This window comes from Jiella marina (assembly GCF_024359545.1).
Taxonomy (GTDB): domain Bacteria; phylum Pseudomonadota; class Alphaproteobacteria; order Rhizobiales; family Rhizobiaceae; genus Jiella.
In genome coordinates, this window is record NZ_JAKQZG010000001.1 from 43,447 (window position 1) to 62,465 (window position 19,019).

Here is a 19,019-nt window from a genome sequence, read left to right on the forward strand (position 1 = left end):
CGATGTCCGCAATGAACCATTCGACGGATCTTTCCGCGAGCCTCAAGGGCCAGCGGGTCGTCATCACCGCCGGTGCCGGCGGCATCGGCCTCGCAATCGCTCGGATGCTGCATGCCAGCGAGTGCCGGATCGCGGTCTGCGACGTCTCGGACGATAATCTCGACCGGGTCGCTTCCGAACTTGAGGGTGTGACCGCCGTGAAGGCGGACGTCTCCCGGGACGAGGAGGTCGAAGCCTTCTTCAAACAGGCGACGGATGCTCTGGGCGGTCTCGATGCGCTGATCAACAATGCCGGAATCGCGGGGCCGACGAGCGCGATCGAAGATATCGATCCGGAAGACTGGCGCCGCTGCCTCGCCATCGGACTGACCGGCCAGTTTCTCTGCGCCCGGCTCGCCGTTCCGCATCTCAAGGCGGCCGGCGGCGGCTCGATCGTCAACATGTCGTCGGCGGCCGGACGCCACGGCTATGCCTACCGCACGCCCTATTCGGCCGCGAAGTTCGGCGTCATCGGCTTTACTCAGAGCCTCGCCAAGGAGCTCGGACCGTCCAACATCCGGGTCAATGCGATCCTTCCGGGCATCGTCTCGGGCCCACGCATGGAGGGCGTCATCCGCAATCGGGCCGAACGGCTCGGCATTTCTGAAGAGGCGATGACGGAACGCTATCTCCAGACCATCTCGCTGAGGCGCATGGTCACCGAAGAGGACGTGGCAGGGTCGGTGGCCTTTCTCCTGTCCGATCTCGGCGCGAACCTCTCGGCCATGTCCTTCAATGTGGATGGCAATGTGGAGACGCTGTGATGAAAGACATGACGGTCGCAATCGTTGGGGCAGGGCTGATCGGGCGCTCCTGGGCGATCACCTTCGCACGGGCCGGCTGCAAGGTGCGGCTCAACGACCCGGAATCCGCCGCCCTCGATGCAGCGCGGCAGTTCATTGCCTCGGTCGGCGAAGATCTCCAAGCAAACGGGCTTCTCGGCGGGTGCACGCCCGATGAGGTTCTCGATGCGGTGAGGACGACCGTCGATCTTGGCGAGGCGGTGAGCGGTGCCGGCTGGGTCCAGGAGAACGGCCCGGAGAAGATCGACATCAAGCGCGCGATCTTTGGCGAGATCGAAGCGCATGCCGCCCCGGAAGCGATCCTTGCGAGTTCCTCCTCGGCGCTTCTTCCTTCGGCCATCTTCGAGGCCGCCGCGCGGCCCGAGCGCTGCCTCGTCGCGCATCCGATCAATCCGCCCTATCTCGTTCCCGCGGTCGAACTCGTGCCTTCGGACCGGACCTCGGATGCGACCATGGCCGAAGCCGAGCGCGTCATGACGGCAGTCGGGCAGTCGCCGATGGTCATGAAACGCGAGATCGACGGCTTCATTGTCAATCGCCTGCAGGGCGCACTGCTGCACGAGGCCTTTCGGCTCGTTGCCGAAGGCTATGCGGGTGCCGACGACATCGACCGGGCGCTCGCCGATGGGCTGGCCTTGCGCTGGTCCTTCATCGGTCCCTTCGAGACAATCGATCTCAACGCACCCGGCGGCGTCGCCGACTATGTGGCGCGATACGAGGGCATGTATGCCGAGATGTTTGAAGGCATGAAGCATCGAGTCGACTGGGCGGACGCCGTCAAAGGCGGCATCGAGGCAGCGCGGCGCGAACACACGACCGTGTCGGGGCTGAACGATCGTCAGGTCTGGCGAGACCGGCGCCTGATGGCGCTGCGCAAGCACAAGCGTGACGCGGACAAGGATATCGGACGGTAGCCGTCAGGTCGGATGGCCACGGGCCGTTCGGCGCAGCTACCGGCACACACACAGAAACGACCTCGACCAGTTTCGACGAGCGAACGGCGGGATCGAGCCACATTCCAGAAGGAGGCGACGCGATCATGGCGGAGCAAGACAAGAAGGCCGCAAAAAGCGCTGGCAAGGTCATCGTGACCTGTGCGGTGACGGGGGCGATCCATACGCCCACCATGTCCCCCCATCTGCCGATCACGCCGGATCAGATCGCCGAGGATGCGATCAAGGCCGCCGAAGCCGGCGCGGCGATCCTGCATCTTCACGCCCGCAATCCCGAGACGGGACGCCCGGACCAGACGCCCGAGGCCTTTGGCCGCTTTCTGCCGCGTATCAAGCAGTCGACGAATGCGGTGATCAACATCACCACCGGCGGAAGCCCCTATATGAAGGTCGAGGAGCGCGTCCTGCCGGCCGAGACCTATCAGCCCGAAGTCGCGTCCCTGAACATGGGCTCGATCAATTTCGGCCTGTTTCATCTCGCCGCAAAATACGACAGCTTCAAACACGACTGGGAAAAGCAGCATCTCGAAGCGACGCGGGACCTCGTCTTCCGCAACTCCTTCAAGGATATCGAGTACATTCTGGAGACCTGCTACGGGAACGGCACGCGCTTCGAGTTCGAGTGCTACGACATCGCCCATCTCTACAACCTTGCCCATTTCGCCGATCGCGGCCTCGTCAAGCCGCCCTTCTTCGTCCAGTCGGTTTTCGGCCTTCTCGGCGGTATCGGCACCCATCCGGAAGATGTCACGCATATGAAGCGGACGGCCGATCGGCTGTTCGGGACGGATTTCCGCTGGTCGGTTCTTGGCGCCGGGGGCTCCCAGCTTCGGATCGCGGCTCAATCCCTGGCAATGGGCGGAAACGTGCGCGTGGGGCTCGAGGATTCGCTCTGGGCCGGCAAGGGCAAGCTCGCGACCGAAAGCGCCGATCAGGTGCGGATGGTGCGCTCGATCGTCGAAGGCCTCGGCCTCGAACTCGCAACGCCTGATGAAGCCCGGGCGATGCTCTCGCTCAAGGGCGGGGACGCGGTCGCGTTCTGACCGCCCGCCCTCACAGCAAGGCCGTGAGCGCCAAGCCGCAAACAAGATACATCGGGAGAAAACGCCATGCGTATCGAAGTTCTCGTCGACGTGAAGACAACCCTTGGAGAGGGGCCGGTCTGGGACGTCGACCAGCAACGCCTCTATTTCATCGATAGTTTCGACGGACGCGTGTTTCGCACCACGGCGGAAGGCTCCCAGATCCGGGCCTGGGACGTGCCGGGGAAGATCGGCTCGATGGTGCTTCGAAAGAACGGCGAGGGCGCGATCGTCTCGCTCGAGTCGGGCTTCCATACGCTCGATTTCAAGACCGGCGAGGTCGAGCGCATCCATGATCCGGAACCGGAAAAGACGGCCAATCGGCTGAACGACGGCAAGGCCGACCGACGCGGGCGCTTTTTCGCGGGTTCGATGGACACAATGGAGGAGGGACCGTCCGGCGCGCTCTATCGGCTCGATCCGGACTTTTCGGTCACCAAGGTCGACGACGGCATCATCTGCTCGAACGGGCCCTGTTTCAGCCCCGACGACAAGACCTTCTATTTCACCGACACCTGGACCGGCGAGATCTGGGCGTATGACTACGACGTCGACACCGGCGATCTGTCGAACCGCCGCACCTTCGCCAAGGTCGACACCTCCGGGGGAGGCGCCGCCGACGGTTCGACGGTGGACGCGGAAGGCTATGTCTGGAACGCACTCGTCTACGATTCCAAGCTGGTGCGCTACGCCCCCGACGGCACGGTCGACCGTGTGATCGAGATGCCGGTGAAGAAGGTCACGAGCGTCAATTTCGGCGGCCCGAATCTCGACATTCTCTATGTGACGTCGATGGCGAAGCCGCCATTGCCGCGTTTCCCCGGTGACGGACCGCTGCGCGGCAGCCTGTTTGCGATCCACGATCTCGGCATTAAGGGCGTTCCGGAACCGCGCTTTGGCGCGTGAAAACCACAATCCCGTCTGCGATGATCCCATCATCAGTCTGCCTGCTGCATGACAGACTGATCAACTCGACGCTGCGGGTGACGATCCCCCGAAGGCCTGCGTCAGCTACACCGCTCCTCGGGACGCGATCGAACGCCTGTCGGCTCGGGCCTTCTCCGGATAGGCCGCTACCGTAGCGACCGCAAATAGGCGGCGACCTGGTCGGCTTCCTCCTGGTCGAGACCAGTGTCGGGCATGGCGTTTCCGGGCACGACCGCCTGCGGGTCCATGAGCCAGGTCCGCATGTTTTCCGGTGTGTTGTCCAGCATACCGGCAATGAACATGCGCTCGCCCACATGATCCAGCGGCGGGCCGACACGGCCGGTTGCCCCGTCGATCCCGGGAATTTCATGGCAGGTGCCGCAGCCCTTGGCGGCGATCAGCTCTGCGCCCCTGGCCATATCGCCCTGTGGGTCAGAGCCGGTGCTTGTTTCCTCCGCCCCGTTGCAGCCGGCGAGGATCAGGAGACAAGCCCCGGCGATGGCGCCGAAACGCTTCAAACTCCGCATAGTCCACCCCACAGAAACACGGCGAGATTGACCGCGATCGCGACCGCGAAAAGGACGTTCGACCAGATTGACCAGATGACGATGAACCGCGTGCGGCCTTCGCCGGCCTCCATCACACTCTCCTCGTTGCTGTCTTCCTGCTCACCTGTGCGACGCAAGAAGACGAAGGAGGCGGCGAGCGCCGCGAGGCTGACCACGAGCGCGATCAGGCTCACGCCGACCATCGCCGGCGTCGCCCAGGCGAAGGATGCGGCGTCGAGCTTCTGGCCGTCGCCGCCGATACATGCGACGCCGCTTGCCGCCGAACCAAAGAAGAGTTGCAGCGACCATACGATCGGACCCGCCGAGAAGGTCGCAAGCAGCATGACGGCGGAGACCTTGCCGCGATCGGGCGCGGGATCGCCGATGTCGAAGATCGGAGGGGTTCGTTCGTGTCGTGCAGGCGTCATCTGAGATACGGCGTGATGTAGAAGGTGAAGAAAACGGCGATCCAGACGGCATCGACGAAGTGCCAGTAGATCGCGCCGATGGAGATCGCGGCCATGCGCTTCTCGTCGAAATAGCCGATGGCGCTCCACAGGGTGAGCGCGAGGAGCATGATCAGCCCGCCCACCACATGGGCCATGTGGAAGCCCGTCACGGTGAAGAAAGTCGAACCATAGGCATGAGAGGCAATCGTGAAGGGCTTCTCGGTCCACTCGACGATCTGGATGCCGACGAAGATCGCACCGAGCACGAGAGTCGCAAGAAAGCCGATGAGTAGCTGGCCGCGCGATCCCTTCCTGGCGCCGCGTTCGCCGTACCAGAGCGTAGCACTGGAGGCGATCAGGATGAGCGTGTTCGGCCCGGAGAGATGGAAGAAGGGGGGCGCTTCCGGCAGAAATCCGGAACCGGCCCGCGCTGCAAGATAGTAGTAGGTGAAGAGCAGGTAGAGAAACAGGAAGCTCTCCGTCGCCACCAGCATCATCATGCCCCACCAGCCATTCGGAAGGCGTCCGATCGAGCCGATGGGCAGGCGGCCGATTGCCATCGGTTTCCGGGTCTCGAGACTGATATCACTCATGGGCCGCTCCCTTGGTCTGGGCCAGATCGTCCCGCGGCCAGAGCCAGAAGACACAGCCGAGAAGCGTCGCGACACCGGCGGCAACCCCGATCCACCACCAATGAAGCAGCAGGGCCGTAAAGCCGACCGTCAGCGCGATCGTGACCAGGAAGGGCCAGGGATCGTCCTCGGGCATCTTCAGGATCGCGCGCGGCTCGGCGTCGATGACCGAGGTGGCCAGCATTTCCTTGCCATCGTCGAGGACGAGACCCCTGTCGATCGAGGAATGCCCATCGCTCTCGTCGAGGCGGTCCTCCCAGAGCGGGTGGCGGCTTGCGACCACCGGCATGACCGGGAAATTGTAAGCTGGCGGCGGCGAGGATGTCGCCCATTCGAGGCTCGGTGCATCCCACGGATTGCGCCCGGCAATCGCACCCCGCCGAAGGCTGATCCAGACATTGACGAAGAGAAGCAGAATGCCGAAGGCCAGCACGAAGGAGCCGACGGTGGTCAGCATGTTCACCCAGGACCAGCCGGTGGCTTCGGGATAGGTGTAGATGCGCCGCGGCATCCCGAGGAGGCCCGTCCAGTGCATCGGCAGGAAGGCGAGGTTGAAGCCGAGGAAGGTCAGCCAGAAGTTCCAGCGGCCCAGACGCTCGCTCAGCATCCGTCCGGTCATTTTCGGGAACCAGAAGTAGAGCCCGCCGAGAACACCGAAGAGATTGATGCCGATCAGGACATAGTGGAGGTGCGCGACGACGAAATAGGTATCGTGGAGCTGAAGGTCCGCCGGCACGGAGGCGGTCACGACGCCGGAAACGCCGCCGATGACGAACATCGAGATGAAACCGGCAAAGTACAGGAACGCCGTCGTCATGACGATGCGGCCCGTCCAGATCGTCGCGATCCAGGCGAAGGTCGCGATGGCGCTCGGAATGGTGATGATGAAGGAAGCACCGGAGAAATACGACATCGACAGGAACGGAATGCCCGTCGCGAACATGTGGTGCACCCACACCCCGAAGCCGAGAAGCATGGTGGTGATCGTGCCGAGGATCACGAGCGTGTAGGCGACGAGCGGGCGCCGGCAAAAGACCGGCAGGGCATCGGAAACCATGCCCATCGCCGGCAGCACGATGATGTAGACCCACGGGTGGGCGAAGATCCAGAACAGGTGCTGCCACAAGAGCGGTTGGCCGCCGCCGGCCGTGTCGAAGAAATGGGTCCCGAACTGGCGATCCAGCCACAGGAAAAAGAAGGCGAGGCTGACGGCCGGATTGGCGAGCAGAATTCCGACGGAGACCGTGGTCGTGCCCCAGATGATGATGGGCAGCCGGTTGATCGACATGCCCGGTGCGCGGTTGCGCATGACGGTGACGACGAAATTCGCCGCGCCCACGGTGGTCGATATGCCGAAGAAGACCATCCCAAGCGCGTAGAAATCCATGTTGAGGCCGGGATTGAACGACTTCAGCGCATAGGGTGCGTAGTTGAACCAGCCATTGTTCGGCGCCTCGCCGATCAGGAAACTCGCATACATGAAGAGGCCGGAGGCGAGGTAGATCCAGTAGGAAAAGGCGTTCAGCCGCGGGAACGCCATGTCCCGCGTGCCAAGGAGCAGCGGAAACAGATAGTTCGAAAAGCCCGACAGGATCGGCAGGGCGTAGAGGAAGATCATCGTGATGCCGTGCATCGAGAACAGCTGATTGTACTGTTCCGGCGTCAGGATGGTCTGGTCCGGCTGCGCGAGCTGGATGCGCATGATCAGGGCCTGGAGGCCGCCGATGACGAGGAAAGCGAACGCTGTGACGATGTAGCGAATGCCGATCACCTTGTGATCGACCGTCGCGATGACGCCGAACAGCCCCGGCTTCGTCTCCCACATGTCGTGGAGCTTCTTCTCAAGGGCCTCGGTGACGAAACCGGCTTCGGGCCGTTTCTGATAGTCGGCGGCAGCCAATTGCGGTCTCCTCAGTCGAGCGTTTCGAGATAATGGCGGATGGCGTTGAGCTCGGGCCCGGAGAGATCGAGATTCGGCATCTTGTTGCCGGGCTTCTGATGCTGCGGATCGGCGATCCAGCCGGACAGATGACCCGGCGTGTTGGGCAGGGTCACCGCCGCGATGGTGGTGCGGTCCATGAAGTGGGTGAGATCCGGACCGGCTTCGCCGCCGGCGAGCGTTCCGCGCACGGCGTGGCAGGCGCCGCATTTGAGCACGAACTGCTCCTGACCCACCCGCAGGAGCTCGTCGTCTTCCGGTATGGTGTCGGCGGGCTCGAGCTGGTGCTCCCACCAGGATCGGAACTCTTCCGCCGGATCGGCGAAGACACGCATCGCCATATGGGCGTGCTGAACTCCGCAATATTCCGCGCACTGGCCGCGATAGACGCCCTTGCGATCGGCCTGCAGCCAGGTCTCGTTGATCTGGCCGGGGATCACGTCGGTCTTGCCGGCGAGCGCCGGGACCCAGAAGGAGTGAATGACGTCGGCCGATGCGAGCCTGATGCGAACCGGTTCGCCGACGGGGATGTGCAACTCGTTCGCCGTCACGAATGTGCGCGAGGGATCGTCAGGATCGACATAGCGGGCTTCCCACCACCATTGTTCGCCGGTGACCTCGATGGTGAAAGCAGGCTCCACCGCGGGCTCGTCGATCTCGGCGAGGACCTCCATCGTCCAAACGACCATGACGATCAGGGCGGCGGTCGTCAGCGCGAGGCCGAGATAGATCCAGCGATGGCCCCCACCGGGATGGGAGACGGGCAGTTTCGAGCCCAACTCGGCAGGTTCGAGGCGCTTCGCACGAAAGATCGCGACGAGCACGAGCACGGACATCAGTACGACGACGAAGACGGAGATTGCCAGCAGGCCCCAGGTGAGCGAAGCGGTGATCTCGCCTTTCGGGCCAAAGGTTTCGAGGTAGTACATCGGCGTCTGCGCCGAGGCTGCGTGCGTGCCGAGAGCCAGTCCGGCTACCGCCAGGCCTGCTCGCTGGCCCACCTGTCTCCAGCCCGAGATAGCCTTCGCCATGATGGACTTGGCGATGCTTAATGTCATTGCCCGGTCTGCTCCTCCCCGTTTTCGGCAACGGGCCTGTCCACCTTCTTGAAAGGTGCCTGCCCGTAGGAAAACGGCTGCGTATGAGCCCAGGGATCGGTCGTCGAAAGATACTCGGCCGGGACCTGTTCTGGTCCAAAATTGTCGAGGGAGATGGTCTGCCCCCAGGAATCTTCGGGAGGATCCTTGGCGATCGCCCGGACATAGGCGACGAGATCCCACACCGCGCTGTCAGGCAGGAGTTCCCCATAGGCCGGCATGCCGGCGGGCCGACCCTGGACAATGGTCAGGAAGACGTTGGCCGGTTCGCGCCCAAAGATGAAGGCCGCATTCGAGAGCGACGGGCCCATGCCGCCGGCACCGTTCGGCGCATGGCAGCCGACGCAGTTCATCTGGTTGAAAAGGGTCATACCGCGCTCGATGGCGGCGGTGTTTTCCTCAGGGTGGTTCTGCGGCGCCTCGATTTTGACGTTCCCGGGATAGACCCCGGTGACCGGCGTGCGGAGGAGGGCGCTCGGGTCGATATCTCCGTTCGGCGCCGCGCCGACGGCGGCCGCGGCCTGCTCTTCCGTCGAGAGCGACTGGCCGTCGCTGGTGGCGGAGGCGCCGGGTTCGGCCGTGCGGTCGACGCTCTGGCCGTCATCTTGGGCGAAGGAGAGGACCGGCAGCGTCGCGACCAGAAACACTGCAATGAGCCCTGACACAACCGGGTGGCCGAGCCGGACTGGCGTAGTCTGGTGGCCTGGAAATCGGATCATGGGTCTCCCTTTCCCCTTGTCCTGTCGGATCGACTCCCGCCTCGGACCTGGCGAGATGTCGGTGCCGTTCGTGCTTTGCGCCCGCCATCGAATCCGGCCGCCACTACGCGAGATGCCGGAGGAGCCACCGCGGGGTGCTACTGGCGCGGCACGGCGTATTCGGCGAGGATCGCGTCGATGTCTTCCTGCCTGTCCGCGATGGCGCGATCGAGCTTGTCTCTCAGTTCCACGTCTCCCTTCCGCACGCCCATGGCGACGAGGAACTGGAAAACGAGGGGAAGGTAGCTTTCGGTGCCGGTGACCGGTTTCACCGTCAGCGGAACCTTCGAGTGTTTTGCGAACCAGCCGGCCCGAGGCCCCCAGTCGATCGCGACATCGATCTCGCCCTTCTCAAGGGCAAGCAGCAGGTTCTCTGCAGGCGCTTCCTCACGGTAATCGCCGTAGATCGGATAACCCACGACGTTCTCGGTGAGGCCGCGCCTGCCCAGCGCATGGGCGGGGGGCGTGTTGGTGCCGTCGTCGCCGATCAGGCTGACGCCGATGGTGAGATCTTCCAGTTCCGGCGCATTCAGCGAGGAGATGTCGAGATCGTCCTCGGCCCGGCTCACCATGACATAGGTCGAGCCGTAATAGGGATGCGTCGTGTCGATCATGTCGACGGGCGGAATGCCGATCACGACGTCGCAGCGCCCGGCCATCAGTGTGTTGCGCAGAAAACCGCGCCGCTGAGGCCACCAGGTGTAGGACACTGCGGTGCCGAGCTCATCGGCCATCAGTTCGGCGATCTGGTTCTCGAAGCCTTCTTTGCGCCGGTTGGAAAACGGCATGTTGTTCGGATCCGAGCAGACGCGAAGCGGGTCAGTGTCGTTGTCCGAGGTCGATGGCGCTGCCTGTGCGGTGCCGGGGAAGGCGATGACGGCAAGAAGGCCGAGCCCGATCGCCCCGCCCTTACTGCGGCGAAACATCGTCACCCTCCGCATCGAGAACGCCCCCGGGCGCGCTTTCTGTGCCGGTGGTGCCGGCCACGCTTTCGGGCAGCGCGAAGACCAGGAGGGTCGAGCCGCCCTTGGTGAAGGCCGGCAGGTCCTGGGTGGCACCGACGAAACCGAGCGCACCATTGCGCACCTGCGGGTCGAGCTCGGCGGTCGCAACGGCGCCCGACCAGCCGCCGATTCCCGACAGGATCGCCACATATTGCCGTCCGTCGGCGCCCTGATAGGTGGACGGTTGGCCGATGAAGCCGGAGGGCGCGCGGAACTGCCAGAGGATTTCGCCGGTCTTGGCGTTTACCGCCTTGAACCACCGATCCATGGTTCCGTAGAAGGCTACGTCTCCGGCGGTCACGACCGTGCCCGACCAGACCGGGAAGCGCTCCTTGATCGACCAGGCTTCCTTCTGCTCGACCGGGTCCCAGGCCATGAACTCGCCGCGATAGCCGTCACCCGGTCCGGCATACATGTCGACGGTCGCGCCGAGATAGGGCGTGCCCGCAATGTAGCCGACTTCCGACGCCTTGAAGTTCATGCACAAATGCTGGTGCGGCACATAGAGAAGCTGGTTCTTCGGCGACCAGGCTGTCGGCTGCCAGTCCTTGGCGCCCGGCGGGGCAGGGCAGACATTTTCCACCGTCCGACCAACGTCCGGATGCAACTCTTCGTTCGGAATGATCCGACCGGTTTCCAGATCGACACCCTTATAGGCGGTGATCGTGTCGAAAGGCTCGGCCGAGATGACCTTTCCGTTGGTCCGGTCGATCACATACATGTAGCCGGTACGGCCGGGCCGGATCGCCACCTTGCGTTCTTCGCCATCGATCTCGAGATCGAGCAGCACCAGTTCGTTGATGCCGTCGTGGTCCCAAAGATCGTGGGGTGAGGTCTGGTAGGCCCATTTCGCCATTCCGGTGTCCGGATCGCGCGCGAAGATGGTCGTCGTCCAGAGATTGTCACCCTTGCGCTGGTTCGGGTTCCATGGGCCCGGATTGCCGGTGCCGTAGAAGATCAGATCGAGCTCGGGATCATAGGAAATCCAGCCCCAGACCGAGCCGCCGCCGGTCTGCCATGCGCCGGCAGGCCAGGTCTTCTCGCCGAGATCTTCGCCGCGCATCCATTCATAGGGCGCCTCGAAATCCTCGCCGATCAGAACGTCCTCGTCCGGGCCGGTATGATAGGCCCGCCATGCGATCTCGCCGGTTTCGGCATCGAGCGCCGTCAGCCAGCCGCGTACACCCATTTCGCCGCCGGAATTGCCGACGAAGACCTTCCCCTTCACGAAGAGGGGCGCCATCGTCATGGTCTGGCCCTTGGAGATCTCGCCGAGCTTGGTGTGCCAGACCCTTTCGCCGGTCTTGGCATCGACCGCGACCGTATGATTGTCGAGCGTGTTGTAGAAGATCTTGCCGTCGCCGTAAGTCGCGCCGCGATTGACGACGTCGCAGCAGGCAACCCCTTGCGCGGCACGATCGGTCGGCGGCGAAAACACCCATTTCAGTTCGCCGGTCGTCGCATCGAGCGCGAAAAGATCGTTCGGAAACGGCCCGACGATATACATCGTGTTGCCCACGACGAGCGGGATCGACTCCTGGCCGCGGTTTACGCCGTTGGAAAAGCTCCAGGCGAGTTGCAGCTGGTCGACGTTCTCGGTGTCGATCTGGTCGAGTTCGCTGTAACGGGTGCTCGAATAGTTCTTGGCCGGCATCACCCATTGGGCGGGGTCATCTTGAAGCTGGCCGATTTCCGAAGCATTCGAGGTCTCGGGATCAGAGCCGGATCCCCCCGTATCGTCATCGTCCTGAGCGAGCGCGATGGCCGGAAGGGCCATGAGTGCGGCGAGGGCGGTCATCGGGGCGATCAGACCGCGGCGCGATGCGGGCCGATTGCGGCCTTCTCTCGTGAAATGCCGATGAGCGATTGCCATGACGTCTCCCCTCGTCGTGTCGGACTCAACATCGTCGGCCGCGAGATGGGGATGGCAATGGGGGCCAAAGCCCACAACGCAGAAACCAGTAGTTTTCGAACCGCCTTCGGATGGTGGATGTTCCAGAAAATGTGATTAGCGGACTACGGAACTTCTCCATGGTCCCTGTCTGCTTACCCTGGCGGGCATGCGCCGAGCACCTCGGTACCGCCTCGCGCCGGCAGGTATTCGCGCTTCTGACCTCGTTTGATGGTGACTTCCTTCACCTCCGGCCGTTTGAGTGCGGCCCAGAGCGCGAGGAAAGTCTCTCGGCAGGCAGGGCAGTCCGTCACGCCGATGCCGGCGATGTCGTGGCTGATCAGGTATCGGTCGTCACCCACAAAAATTTCGGTCGTGGAACGCGGCTCGGGATCCGTCCCGTCGACGACGATGTCGAGCACAGCGCCGCCCCCGAAGCGCGGAGTCACGCATTCAATGGTCAGACGGTTCTTTCCCGACCGAAGTTGGTAGCGGTGTTCGGTTCGGGTTTTCTCCACATGCCAGTCGGCTTGGGTGTCCTCGGAGGTTTCGGCGGGCGCCATGGTCTGGAAGGCCGTGACGAGGGCGGTTGCGAAGAAGATGGCGGGAAGAGCGGTTCGACGCATCGGGAACCCTTTCCTGACTAAGGCTTCTGTGCGGCATGGAGATCGGCTTGTCTCTGTCGCTATCGGGGCGGAGAGCTACGGTTACCCGCATCCATGTCCGCCCCGGATGGTGGCAGAATATCGCTGGCCGCCTAGAAGGTTTCCTCGTCCGGGCGATTGCGCGACCCTGCAATCGACTGGCGGGCATGCAGGTCGCGCCCAGTTGAGCGTTATCAACCCGAGAGCGCGTGAGCATGCGATTCATGAGCGAGAACGTCATTCGATCGGGAGCGGCCGGCCGCCAATCGGCGGGTAGGCACCGGTCGTTCATCTCTCTTGCGGTGCTCCTGGCAGGGCTCGCTGTCCTCGCACTGCTTTGGGGTGGCCCGCTGGTCGGCCTCTCTGCCATCTCCTTTTCTGCCCATATGATCCTGCATCTCGGGATCGTATCGCTTGCGGCGCCCCTGATCGCCCTCGCGGTCGCGCTGATGCCGGCCGGACCCTTGGCCGGCCTGTTTGGAGTCCGGTCGGCGGTTGCCGCCTCGCTTTTCGACATGGTCGTCGTGTGGCTCTGGCATGCGCCGGCGCTGCACGAGGCGGCGGCGCGAAACGACGGTGTTTTCGTCTTTCAGCAAGCCTCGTTTCTCGCAGCCGGACTTCTGGTCTGGACGACGGCGCTCTCGGGCCGGACGATCCGCGACCGGGCGATCGGTGGCGCGACGCTCTTCGGCACCTTCCTGCACATGACGATGCTCGGCGTGATCCTCGGCGTCACGCCGCGCCTTCTCTATTCCCCGAGCGTGTGCACCGGCGCCTTCGGCGTCAGCGGCGTGGAAGATCAGTGGCTCGGCGGCGTCCTGATGGCGACGGTCGGCGCGTTGCCCTATCTCGCCGGAGCCCTGGTTCTGACCGGGCTGGTTCTGTCGGACCGAATGGGTCCTCAATGAGCTTCAGGCGTCGCGACGCGATATCCTGGATGGGCTCGGATCACGCTCGGCAGCGCGGTGCACGCGAATTTGCCGCCCACTGCCGCCACTCCTCGCAATCTCATGCAGAAGACGCCATTTGACGGCTGTGCGATCACTTCAAGCGACGGGAACGACGCGGAACGAATGACGATACACTTTCCCTTCGACAACACCTACGCGCGCCTAGGCGAGGCCTTCCACCGGCCGACCATGCCGACGCCCGTCGACGCGCCGATGCTGCTCAAGCTGAACCGGTCCCTTTGCGAAGAGCTGGGGCTCGACGCGGACGCGCTCGACACGCCCGAAGGAGCGGAAATCCTCTCCGGAAACAGGATCCCGACCGGGGCTGATCCGATCGCCGCAGCCTATGCCGGGCATCAGTTCGGGCATTTCGTGCCGCAGCTGGGAGACGGCCGGGCGATCCTCGTCGGCGAGGTTCTCGACCGAAACGGCCGGCGCCGGGACATTCAGCTGAAGGGAAGCGGCCCCACCGCTTTCTCGCGCAGCGGCGATGGTCGGGCGGCGCTGGGTCCGGTTCTGCGCGAGTATCTCGTAAGCGAAGCGATGGCCGCCCTCGGGATTCCGACGACTCGTGCGCTTGCCGCGGTCGCGACGGGCGAGCCTGTCTTCCGGGAAACGCCGCTGCCGGGCTCGATCCTGGCCCGCGTCGCCTCGAGCCATGTGCGCGTGGGTACTTTCCAGTTCTTCGCCGCGCGTGGCGATGCCGCCGCGATCGGCCGTCTCGCCGATCACGTCATCGAACGCCATTATCCGGAGGCGGCAAGCGTATCGGATCGCTACCGCGCGCTTCTCGAGGGCGTTTCGATGCGCCAGGCGGCCTTGGTCGCGCGGTGGATGCAGGTGGGCTTTGTCCACGGTGTCATGAACACGGACAACATGTCGATCGCCGGGGAGACGATCGACTACGGTCCTTGCGCCTTTCTCGACAGCTACGACCCCCGGACCGTCTTTTCCTCGATCGACCGGCAGGGTCGATACGCCTATGGCAACCAGCCGGCTATCGCGAGCTGGAATCTCGCCCGGTTCGCCGAGTGCCTTCTGCCGCTCTTGGACCCGAAGGAGGAAAAGGCGATCGAGATTGCACAAGACGTGCTCGCCGGTTTCGCGGGCGCGTTCGAGGCGGCCTATGTCGATGGCTTTCGCGCAAAGCTCGGCCCGCGGACGGCTCAGGACGACGACGCGGGCCTGATCAGCGATCTTCTTGAGGTGATGGCTCGAGAGAAGGCGGACTTCACGGCGACATTCCGCCGGCTTGGTCAGGCGGCGGAATCCAGCCAGGCCGATGGTTCCTTGCAGGCGCTCTTCGACGATCCCACCGCCTACGATCGCTGGGCGGTCCGATGGCGCGAACGACTTGCCGCCGAACCGCTCGACCCGGGTCAGCGCCGAACTGCGATGGACGCGGTGAACCCCGCGATCATTCCGCGCAATCATCGCGTCGAGGAAGCGCTGGCCGCTGCACTCACCGGCGACATGGCTCCGTTCGAGCGTCTGAACGAGGCGCTGGCAAAGCCGTTCGATGACACGCCGGAACTGGCCGAGTATGCGAGCCTTCCGCCAGAGCCTGAGACGCCTTATCGGACGTTCTGCGGGACTTGAGGCAGTCGGCCTTGGCTCCACGATTGCGGTGGCCGGCCAGGCCCAAAATGGCGGGAAGGCCGACCCCACCATAAGATGCGCCCCGGACCACCCGGACGGGGGCAGGCCAGACCTGTCGGATCAGCAATGCGTGGTGACCCCGATAGCCAAATAGTATGAAGGCTTACCGCGCGAGTGGCTTCGAGACCCCGCGCCGATCCACGCTCCACTCTCTCGGCGCAGGTTCACCTGCGATCGACATCAGATCTGGCGACGCTTTTCGATCATGTTTTGAAACGCGTCCACGACGTGAGGCGAGGCCCCGTAGGAATGATCGTCGTCTGGGAAGCTGCCCTCCTTCACTTCCTTGACGTATTGCTGAAGGCCGTTGACGGCGACCTCGGTAAGGTTTGCGAAGCGCTTGGTGAACTTCGGCTTGAAGTCGGTGAACACACCGAGGAGATCGTAGCTGAGGAGGATCTGTCCATCGGTTCCCGCGCCGGCCCCGATGCCGATCGTCGGGATTTCGAGCTCGGCCGAGATCAGGGCCGCGATGGGCGCGGGGACCGCTTCGAATTCCAGCATGAAGCACCCGGCATCCTGGATCGCGAATGCGTCCTCCAGGATTTCCATCGCCGATTCCGCCGTCTTGCCCTGAATCTTGAAGCCGCCATACATTGCGACGCGGTGAGGCGCCATGCCGATGTGGCTTGCCGTGGGAATGCCGGCGTCGACCAAGGCTTTGAGGATATGAGCCTGGCTCTTGCCGCCCTGTGGCTTGACGGCATCGCAGCCTGCCTCGGCCATGAAACGCGTCGCGTTCGCGAGAGCGCGATCGACCGTGTTGTAGCTTTGATAAGGCATGCAGCCGAGCGAGAAGGTGTTCGGTGCGCCGCGGCGAACCGCCTGGGCATGGAGGATCATCATCTCCATCGTGGCGGGTATCGTGGACGAGTGACCATGGGCGATCATGGCGAGGCTGTCCCCGACCACCACGACATCGACCCCGGCGGCCTCGGCCCACTGCGCGGAGGTGTAGTCCGGCACAGAGGTGTAGACCATCTTCTCGCCTGATGTCTTCGAATCGCGGATTTCCTGAATCGTTCTTTTCTTTCGGTCGGACATGCGCGTTCCTCTGGGCTCAAAACAAGGCCGGCGATCGCGAAATCGCCAGCCCGGAATGTCTGAATTTTCTCGATGGGCGTTTACTCGGCGGGCACTTCATGTGCGTTGCTGAGACGCCCGTCAGGGGTCTTGGCCGTCCGCCGCATGTCCTTTCGGATATAGCGGGTGTCGTAACCGTTCAGCAGGTGCCCCAACAGCCCGCGATCCAGATCGGACGTGCCGAACAGCCAGTCCATGATCGGGAAAGTCAGGTTCATGTTCCGCTCCATCATGAGCGACTGGTTGTGATGGGCGGTGTGGTGACGCCGGATCGTGTTAACGAACGGGGTATTCCGGACGAACCAGTTCTCGTCGACATGGCAACAGAAGTGCATGAACTCGTAGAGGAGATACATCGTCGTCGTCGTCGACATCACGAGCCAGCCGACATTGGCCGTGAAGAGCCACCCTGCGACCAGTGCGATCGGCACCGACATGCAGATGAAGGTCACCAACGCGAAGGGCGGGAAAAAGGTGACGCGCCAGTCATGCTGGCCCCCGAACCGCATTTCGTCATCGGTGAAGAACTGGTGATGCATCATGGTATGGCGCATGTAGATCGCGCGCAGCGCCTTGTTCTTCTGCGGCCGGTGCATGATGTGTGTGTGAAGGAACCATTCGAAGAAGTTGGCTCCCAGGAAGACGACAGGCACGATCAGCAGCTCAGCCCACGTCACCTCGTGCATGCTCTGAATGTAGATCGTCATGGCTGCGATGCCGATCGCATAGATGACGGTGACGTGCAGCCAGCCATTGTACCAGCCTGTGATGCGCTCACGATACGTCTCGCGATACTTGCGCTGGCGTTCGCCCATGGGGGTGTCAGCAAGTTCCAGCATGATGCCTCCTTTCCCGGTCGCCCTGTTCAAGCTTCGGTCCTGATGTTGTTGAGCGCTCGATCGATGTCGGCAGAGGTCATTGCCCACTCGTTGCCGAAATTTGCCACGATGCGCGTCATGAAGCCTTCTGTGTCCGCCAAGGCGCGCATATCGTCCCGGTAGTGATCCGCAAGAAGCGCGAGGGCGAGCTGACGGGGGCCATTTCCCTCGTAACTCCATTCCATTCCGCGGCTGTCAAAGACTTTCAGGTCATAGCGTGGGTCGAGCAATTGTCCGTCGACGGTCACTTCGGCGCCGTCGATCGTCCGGTCGCCGCGATAACTCTTGTCCGCCATTTGTCCTCCCGTCACCTTGCGTGGTGGCTGTTCATTTGTTAATATATCAGTTGAATATCTATTGCAAGTCTCGAACACGAACAGGAGACCGCGCCCATGACGGGACCACTCGCAGACCTTGATTTGGCGACATTGGTCGCGTTCACCGGGGGAGCCTTTGTCGCTGTGTCGGCCGTCGTTTTCGTCAGCGGCCACTTTCCCCGTCATCGCGCGCCTGCGACGGCGGGCGGCCCGCTCCTGGGGAGCGTCCTTGCCTATTGCGCGCTTGCTGCTCTCTTGAGTTTGCTCGCGATCCTGGCCGTCGTCGCGGTCGAACTGCCGCTTGCGGTTGCCGTCGTCGCTGCGGGACTGGCGGTTCTCGGCGCACCGTTTCTGGTCGACCCACTCCCCAACACCATTCGAGAATCCCGATTGGGTCTGATAGCCGCCTTCGGGCTTTGTGCTGCGACCGCTTTCGCAATCCAGACCAATATCGTACTATAGGAAATGCGTCATGCCTCCGCAGATTCGTGCAGTCCTCAGTGTCTTTCTTCTCGTTGTCGGTTTCGTTCTCTGGAATTTCCGTGAGGCCATTTCGCTCAATGCGTCGGCGGTTCTCTTTTTCGGACTGACCTTGTCTCTTGTGGGAGCGGTGTGGATGTTCCCGGAAGTGAAGAAGAAGAGCTGAGACTGCCTCATAGGCCTTCCAGCACGGTAGAAATCGCCTGCCACGATGAACGAGAACAGTTCGCTCGAGAGTTTCGACGACGAGAAAGATCGAAACACCCTGACATGGCAGGCATACCGTGCGTTGGAGGAGAGTATCGTCACTCTCCGTCTCAAGCCGGGTGAGGTTCTTTCCGAAAACGCGCTTGCCCAGCAGATTGGTTTGGGCAGAACCCCCGTTCGTGAAGCCATCCAGAAACTGGCCAGCGAAGGCCTCGTAGTGGTGCTTTCACGCCGGGGGATTCTCGTCTCCGAGATCAATATCAGCAAGCATCTCCAGCTTTTGGAAGTGCGCCGCGAACTGGAGCGCCTGGTCGCGCGCTCGGCCGCCATGCGAAGCAATGCCAAGCAGCGGCTCGAATTTGACGAATTGGCTGAGGGTTTCGCCGCATGCGCCGAAGCTGACGACGACGTTACCTTCATGCGGCTCGACCGCCGTTTCAATCGTCTGACTCTGGAGGCTGCGCGCAACGAATATGCGAGCAATGCCATGCGCCAGATTCAGGGGCTGTCGCGTCGTTTCTGGTATCAGCATTATCAGACCGTCCTCGATCTCCCGCGTTGTGCGCGGCTCCACGAGGCCGTGGCCGAGGCCATTGGCAAAGGCGACCCGGCGGAAGCGGCGACCGCCTCCGACCGGTTGCTCGACTATATCGAGGAATTCGCCCGCGCGACCATCTAG

21 protein-coding genes are annotated in these 19,019 nt (G+C 63.1%); 9 read left to right on the forward strand and 12 right to left on the reverse strand.

Going from position 1 to position 19,019, the window contains the following annotated elements:
- Positions 1-2: 2 nt before the first annotated feature.
- The 4 genes from MF134_RS00215 (at position 3) to MF134_RS00230 (ending at position 3,783) form a co-directional block, all read left to right on the forward strand.
- Positions 3-803, forward strand: a complete 801-nt coding sequence (locus tag MF134_RS00215) for an SDR family oxidoreductase (RefSeq protein ID WP_255337381.1) — start codon at positions 3-5, stop codon at positions 801-803.
- A complete protein-coding gene (locus MF134_RS00220) occupies positions 803-1,756 on the forward strand; it encodes a 3-hydroxyacyl-CoA dehydrogenase (RefSeq protein ID WP_255337383.1) in 954 nt (317 codons plus the stop codon). The genes MF134_RS00215 and MF134_RS00220 overlap by 1 nt, the downstream gene beginning before the upstream one ends.
- 125 nt (positions 1,757-1,881) lie before the next feature.
- Positions 1,882-2,838: a BKACE family enzyme gene (locus MF134_RS00225; protein WP_255337384.1), complete on the forward strand. Its 957-nt coding sequence runs from the start codon at positions 1,882-1,884 to the stop codon at positions 2,836-2,838.
- Between the two features lie 66 nt (positions 2,839-2,904).
- Complete coding sequence (locus tag MF134_RS00230) at positions 2,905-3,783, forward strand: SMP-30/gluconolactonase/LRE family protein (protein ID WP_255337385.1); 879 nt, start codon at positions 2,905-2,907, stop codon at positions 3,781-3,783.
- Positions 3,784-3,950: 167 nt separating this feature from the next.
- Here the strand turns inward: MF134_RS00230 and MF134_RS00235 are convergent, their stop codons facing one another.
- The 9 genes from MF134_RS00235 to MF134_RS00275 all read right to left on the reverse strand — a co-directional run bounded on the left by MF134_RS00235 (position 3,951) and on the right by MF134_RS00275 (position 12,748).
- Positions 3,951-4,331, reverse strand: a complete 381-nt coding sequence (locus MF134_RS00235) for a c-type cytochrome (RefSeq protein WP_255337386.1) — start codon at positions 4,329-4,331, stop codon at positions 3,951-3,953.
- Complete coding sequence (locus tag MF134_RS00240) at positions 4,319-4,780, reverse strand: hypothetical protein (protein ID WP_255337387.1); 462 nt, start codon at positions 4,778-4,780, stop codon at positions 4,319-4,321. The genes MF134_RS00235 and MF134_RS00240 overlap by 13 nt, the downstream gene beginning before the upstream one ends.
- The gene (locus MF134_RS00245; protein WP_255337389.1) at positions 4,777-5,394 is read right to left on the reverse strand and encodes a cytochrome c oxidase subunit 3; all 618 of its coding nucleotides are present in this window, start codon (positions 5,392-5,394) and stop codon (positions 4,777-4,779) included. The genes MF134_RS00240 and MF134_RS00245 overlap by 4 nt, the downstream gene beginning before the upstream one ends.
- Positions 5,387-7,333 carry a cytochrome c oxidase subunit I gene (gene ctaD, locus MF134_RS00250; protein WP_457589921.1) on the reverse strand — a complete coding sequence of 649 codons (1,947 nt, stop codon included), beginning with the start codon at positions 7,331-7,333 and terminating at the stop codon, positions 5,387-5,389. Before ctaD ends, MF134_RS00245 begins: the two co-directional genes overlap by 8 nt.
- A gap of 11 nt (positions 7,334-7,344) precedes the next feature.
- Positions 7,345-8,430: a cytochrome c oxidase subunit II gene (gene coxB, locus MF134_RS00255; protein ID WP_255337390.1), complete on the reverse strand. Its 1,086-nt coding sequence runs from the start codon at positions 8,428-8,430 to the stop codon at positions 7,345-7,347.
- Complete coding sequence (locus MF134_RS00260) at positions 8,427-9,188, reverse strand: c-type cytochrome (protein WP_255337391.1); 762 nt, start codon at positions 9,186-9,188, stop codon at positions 8,427-8,429. The genes coxB and MF134_RS00260 overlap by 4 nt, the downstream gene beginning before the upstream one ends.
- A gap of 137 nt (positions 9,189-9,325) precedes the next feature.
- Positions 9,326-10,153: a substrate-binding domain-containing protein gene (locus tag MF134_RS00265; RefSeq protein WP_255337392.1), complete on the reverse strand. Its 828-nt coding sequence runs from the start codon at positions 10,151-10,153 to the stop codon at positions 9,326-9,328.
- Positions 10,137-12,008, reverse strand: a complete 1,872-nt coding sequence (locus tag MF134_RS00270; RefSeq protein ID WP_457589936.1) for a PQQ-dependent dehydrogenase, methanol/ethanol family — start codon at positions 12,006-12,008, stop codon at positions 10,137-10,139. Before MF134_RS00270 ends, MF134_RS00265 begins: the two co-directional genes overlap by 17 nt.
- A gap of 269 nt (positions 12,009-12,277) precedes the next feature.
- A complete protein-coding gene (locus tag MF134_RS00275; RefSeq protein WP_255337394.1) occupies positions 12,278-12,748 on the reverse strand; it encodes a hypothetical protein in 471 nt (156 codons plus the stop codon).
- A gap of 242 nt (positions 12,749-12,990) precedes the next feature.
- Here MF134_RS00275 and MF134_RS00280 point away from each other — a divergent pair, with 242 nt between their 5' ends.
- On the forward strand, positions 12,991-13,674 hold the full coding sequence (locus MF134_RS00280) for a cytochrome c oxidase assembly protein (RefSeq protein ID WP_255337395.1): 684 nt from the start codon (positions 12,991-12,993) through the stop codon (positions 13,672-13,674).
- Between the two features lie 165 nt (positions 13,675-13,839).
- A complete protein-coding gene (locus MF134_RS00285; protein ID WP_255337396.1) occupies positions 13,840-15,315 on the forward strand; it encodes a protein adenylyltransferase SelO in 1,476 nt (491 codons plus the stop codon).
- A 240-nt stretch (positions 15,316-15,555) separates the two neighbouring features.
- Here the strand turns inward: MF134_RS00285 and panB are convergent, their stop codons facing one another.
- The 3 genes from panB to MF134_RS00300 form a co-directional block, all read right to left on the reverse strand.
- A complete protein-coding gene (panB, locus tag MF134_RS00290; RefSeq protein ID WP_255337397.1) occupies positions 15,556-16,419 on the reverse strand; it encodes a 3-methyl-2-oxobutanoate hydroxymethyltransferase in 864 nt (287 codons plus the stop codon).
- Positions 16,420-16,499: 80 nt separating this feature from the next.
- The gene (locus tag MF134_RS00295; protein WP_255337992.1) at positions 16,500-17,294 is read right to left on the reverse strand and encodes a sterol desaturase family protein; all 795 of its coding nucleotides are present in this window, start codon (positions 17,292-17,294) and stop codon (positions 16,500-16,502) included.
- A 29-nt stretch (positions 17,295-17,323) separates the two neighbouring features.
- Complete coding sequence (locus tag MF134_RS00300; protein ID WP_255337398.1) at positions 17,324-17,632, reverse strand: DUF6166 domain-containing protein; 309 nt, start codon at positions 17,630-17,632, stop codon at positions 17,324-17,326.
- Positions 17,633-17,728: 96 nt separating this feature from the next.
- Between MF134_RS00300 and MF134_RS00305 the strand changes: the two genes are divergently transcribed.
- From MF134_RS00305 to MF134_RS00315, 3 genes are read left to right on the forward strand one after another with little or no spacing between them, the layout of a single operon-like run.
- Positions 17,729-18,115, forward strand: coding sequence for a hypothetical protein (locus tag MF134_RS00305; RefSeq protein WP_255337399.1), 387 nt, complete (start codon positions 17,729-17,731; stop codon positions 18,113-18,115).
- A 10-nt stretch (positions 18,116-18,125) separates the two neighbouring features.
- Complete coding sequence (locus MF134_RS00310; RefSeq protein ID WP_255337400.1) at positions 18,126-18,299, forward strand: hypothetical protein; 174 nt, start codon at positions 18,126-18,128, stop codon at positions 18,297-18,299.
- 45 nt (positions 18,300-18,344) lie between these two features.
- Positions 18,345-19,019, forward strand: coding sequence for a GntR family transcriptional regulator (locus MF134_RS00315; RefSeq protein ID WP_255337401.1), 675 nt, complete (start codon positions 18,345-18,347; stop codon positions 19,017-19,019).

Bases quoted from the DNA above. Each gene is read 5' to 3' on its own strand.
- MF134_RS00215 (WP_255337381.1), top strand. From the start codon at position 3: ATGTCCGCAATGAACCATTCGACGGATCTTTCCGCGAGCCTCAAGGGC.
- MF134_RS00220 (WP_255337383.1), top strand. From the start codon at position 803: ATGAAAGACATGACGGTCGCAATCGTTGGGGCAGGGCTGATCGGGCGC.
- MF134_RS00225 (WP_255337384.1), top strand. From the start codon at position 1,882: ATGGCGGAGCAAGACAAGAAGGCCGCAAAAAGCGCTGGCAAGGTCATC.
- MF134_RS00230 (WP_255337385.1), top strand. From the start codon at position 2,905: ATGCGTATCGAAGTTCTCGTCGACGTGAAGACAACCCTTGGAGAGGGG.
- MF134_RS00235 (WP_255337386.1), bottom strand. From the start codon at position 4,331: ATGCGGAGTTTGAAGCGTTTCGGCGCCATCGCCGGGGCTTGTCTCCTG.
- MF134_RS00240 (WP_255337387.1), bottom strand. From the start codon at position 4,780: ATGACGCCTGCACGACACGAACGAACCCCTCCGATCTTCGACATCGGC.
- MF134_RS00245 (WP_255337389.1), bottom strand. From the start codon at position 5,394: ATGAGTGATATCAGTCTCGAGACCCGGAAACCGATGGCAATCGGCCGC.
- coxB (WP_255337390.1), bottom strand. From the start codon at position 8,430: ATGACATTAAGCATCGCCAAGTCCATCATGGCGAAGGCTATCTCGGGC.
- MF134_RS00260 (WP_255337391.1), bottom strand. From the start codon at position 9,188: ATGATCCGATTTCCAGGCCACCAGACTACGCCAGTCCGGCTCGGCCAC.
- MF134_RS00265 (WP_255337392.1), bottom strand. From the start codon at position 10,153: ATGTTTCGCCGCAGTAAGGGCGGGGCGATCGGGCTCGGCCTTCTTGCC.
- MF134_RS00270 (WP_457589936.1), bottom strand. From the start codon at position 12,008: ATGGCCCTTCCGGCCATCGCGCTCGCTCAGGACGATGACGATACGGGG.
- MF134_RS00275 (WP_255337394.1), bottom strand. From the start codon at position 12,748: ATGCGTCGAACCGCTCTTCCCGCCATCTTCTTCGCAACCGCCCTCGTC.
- MF134_RS00280 (WP_255337395.1), top strand. From the start codon at position 12,991: ATGAGCGAGAACGTCATTCGATCGGGAGCGGCCGGCCGCCAATCGGCG.
- MF134_RS00285 (WP_255337396.1), top strand. From the start codon at position 13,840: ATGACGATACACTTTCCCTTCGACAACACCTACGCGCGCCTAGGCGAG.
- panB (WP_255337397.1), bottom strand. From the start codon at position 16,419: ATGTCCGACCGAAAGAAAAGAACGATTCAGGAAATCCGCGATTCGAAG.
- MF134_RS00300 (WP_255337398.1), bottom strand. From the start codon at position 17,632: ATGGCGGACAAGAGTTATCGCGGCGACCGGACGATCGACGGCGCCGAA.
- MF134_RS00305 (WP_255337399.1), top strand. From the start codon at position 17,729: ATGACGGGACCACTCGCAGACCTTGATTTGGCGACATTGGTCGCGTTC.
- MF134_RS00310 (WP_255337400.1), top strand. From the start codon at position 18,126: ATGCCTCCGCAGATTCGTGCAGTCCTCAGTGTCTTTCTTCTCGTTGTC.
- MF134_RS00315 (WP_255337401.1), top strand. From the start codon at position 18,345: ATGAACGAGAACAGTTCGCTCGAGAGTTTCGACGACGAGAAAGATCGA.